Genomic DNA, 2,109 nt, shown 5'->3' on the forward strand with positions numbered 1-2,109 from the left:
GCGGGCGCCCCGGGCGGGTCCGCCCGGCGGCGCGCAGCGGCGCCCTTGAGTAAGTAGAGAAGAGTTCGACCACGTCCCGCGAGGAACCGCGGATGCCCTCATCGCGCACCGGTGTGTCGGTCGTGTCGGTGGGCAACCGCGGTTCCGGACCCCCGCGCGCGGGCTGCGGTGGGGAGAACCGAAATCCGGCCCGGTGGACGTGCTGGCAATGATGTTCGTCGGCTTCGGTATCCGTAGCGACGAATGCCCGGCATCCAAGCGGCACTACTAATCCGATCATTCCCCCTCGACGTCGCGGGGGATGCGCGTGTCACCCCGTGGTGCCGGCTCGACTCCTGCGGGCGGTCGCCCGGCCCTGCGGCGTGATGACGTAGTCGGCCTGTGTCGCCTCCGCGCTGATCCTCGTCTCCTCCAGGAGGAGCGGGCCGTCGTTCCCGCCGGTGACACGGCGGATGACCATCACCGGAACACCCTCCGGCAGGCGCAGGACGGCGGCCTCGTCCGGGGCGGGCACGCGCGCGGAGACCCGTTCGTGCCACGTGAGGCGGTGCCCTGCGGCCTCAAGGACGGCGTACAACTCGGCCTGCGGACGCATGGGGTCGTTGCCCAGGTCGGCGCCGGCGGCTGTCGCGAACGGGATCACCGTGCGCAGCAACGCGCGCGTGCCGGTGGGCTGATGGGTCATCAGGCGGTCGCATCCGAACACGGCCTCTCCCTCGTCCAATCCGAGAAGCGGCCCGGTCGTTGCGTCGGTGGTCGCCCGGTAGACGGTGGGCGACTCGACCTGCGACCACTCGGTCTCGGGGTCGACGTACCGGCCGGCGCTGCGGGTGATCGCGCGCTCCAACGTCACGGCCGGGGCGCCTGCGGCGGCGCGCACGAACGATCCCTTCCCGCGCTGCACGATGATCAGCCCCTCGGTCCGCAGAGCCGCCAGTGCCTGGCGCACGGTCGGCCGCGACACGCCGTAGCGCTCGCACAGAGCCGACTCGGACGGCAGTAGGGATCCGGGCGGGTACTCGCCGGACTGGATGTCGGATCGGATGGCGTTCGCCAACTGGCGATACAACGCGTCTCCTCGAACCAGTTCCATCGGACGTCTCCTCGTCGGTGGCCGGCCCTTGTGCACGACGCGTGCGTGAGGCCGTGTGTCTTCGACTGTATGGCGTACCCCTCCTGATGTCACCCATCGGGATACCTACTTGCGCATTCCTCTTGTCGCCTCGACACTTGTCATGACAAGTGACGTCCGACAATAGATGGGCGTCCGTGAGTGGCTGGAGGCCACAACCTCATGCAGTCCATACCTGTGGACATCAACCGGCTCGGGACGCTCATGTGCGTCGTCGCGCCGGAACCCAAGCTCGTCAACCGGGACACCGGTGAACTCAAGGTCGACCGTGACGGCGTCACCGTGTGGACGGTCGGCGTCTCCGTGCGGCAGCGCGACACGCGGCGTGCGTCGGTCATCGAGATCGCCGTGTCCGGCGAACCCTCCGGCGTCGCGGAAGGCGTGCGCGTGATCGCTCACGACCTGGTCGCTTTCGCCTGGGAGCAGAACGGCCGGCACGGAACCAGCTTCCGCGCGGCCTCGATCACCCCCGCCGGCACGCCCGGCCCTGCGGCGGAACGCCCCTCGGGGCCGCTGTCGTCCGCTCTGCGCGCCGGCAAGGACAAGGAGGGTGATTCCTGATGATCCGTCTCGTGCTCGCCTGGGTCGTTGCGCTCGCGGTGGCGGGGCTGCTGTTCGCGGCTCCCGCGCTGCGGCGCCGCTTCCCGATCCACTGGTGGTACGCGTTCGGCTTCCCACTGGTGGCCGTGCGCGTGTGGCGGTCGTGGCGTCCGCTGGCGATCGAGCGGGGCCTGACCATCACGCGTCGCCCCTCCCGCGTGCTCCTCGGTGACCTGATCGTGCGCGGGCAACCGCTGCGGCCGATTCCGCCTCGGATCGGCATCCCCCGACCCCGCGCGGGCGGCCTGTCGGTCGCGGTACGGATGCACCCCGGGCAGACACCGGACGCGTTCGCGGACGCCTCCGGCGCGCTCGCCCACGCCTGGCGCGTCCACGCCGTGCGCGTCGCCTCCACCGCGCGGGGATCGGTGCGCTTA

At 70.7% G+C, this 2,109-nt stretch carries 2 protein-coding genes and 1 pseudogene; 2 read left to right on the top strand and 1 reads right to left on the bottom strand.

What is annotated here, in order from left to right; genetic code table 11:
• Positions 1-310 precede the first annotated feature (310 nt).
• Positions 311-1,093, bottom strand: a complete 783-nt coding sequence (locus GT354_RS13350; RefSeq protein ID WP_161356524.1) for a GntR family transcriptional regulator — start codon at positions 1,091-1,093, stop codon at positions 311-313.
• 201 nt (positions 1,094-1,294) lie between these two features.
• Here GT354_RS13350 and GT354_RS13355 point away from each other — a divergent pair, with 201 nt between their 5' ends.
• Complete coding sequence (locus tag GT354_RS13355; protein ID WP_161356525.1) at positions 1,295-1,693, top strand: hypothetical protein; 399 nt, start codon at positions 1,295-1,297, stop codon at positions 1,691-1,693.
• Positions 1,693-2,109: pseudogene (locus GT354_RS13360) on the top strand (cell division protein FtsK); the annotation flags it as partial. The gene GT354_RS13355 and the pseudogene GT354_RS13360, both read left to right, overlap by 1 nt.

It is taken from the genome of Streptomyces sp. SID3343, from assembly GCF_009865215.1.
GTDB lineage: Bacteria > Actinomycetota > Actinomycetes > Streptomycetales > Streptomycetaceae > Embleya.

Bases quoted from the DNA above. Each gene is read 5' to 3' on its own strand.
- GT354_RS13350 (WP_161356524.1), bottom strand. From the start codon at position 1,093: ATGGAACTGGTTCGAGGAGACGCGTTGTATCGCCAGTTGGCGAACGCC.
- GT354_RS13355 (WP_161356525.1), top strand. From the start codon at position 1,295: ATGCAGTCCATACCTGTGGACATCAACCGGCTCGGGACGCTCATGTGC.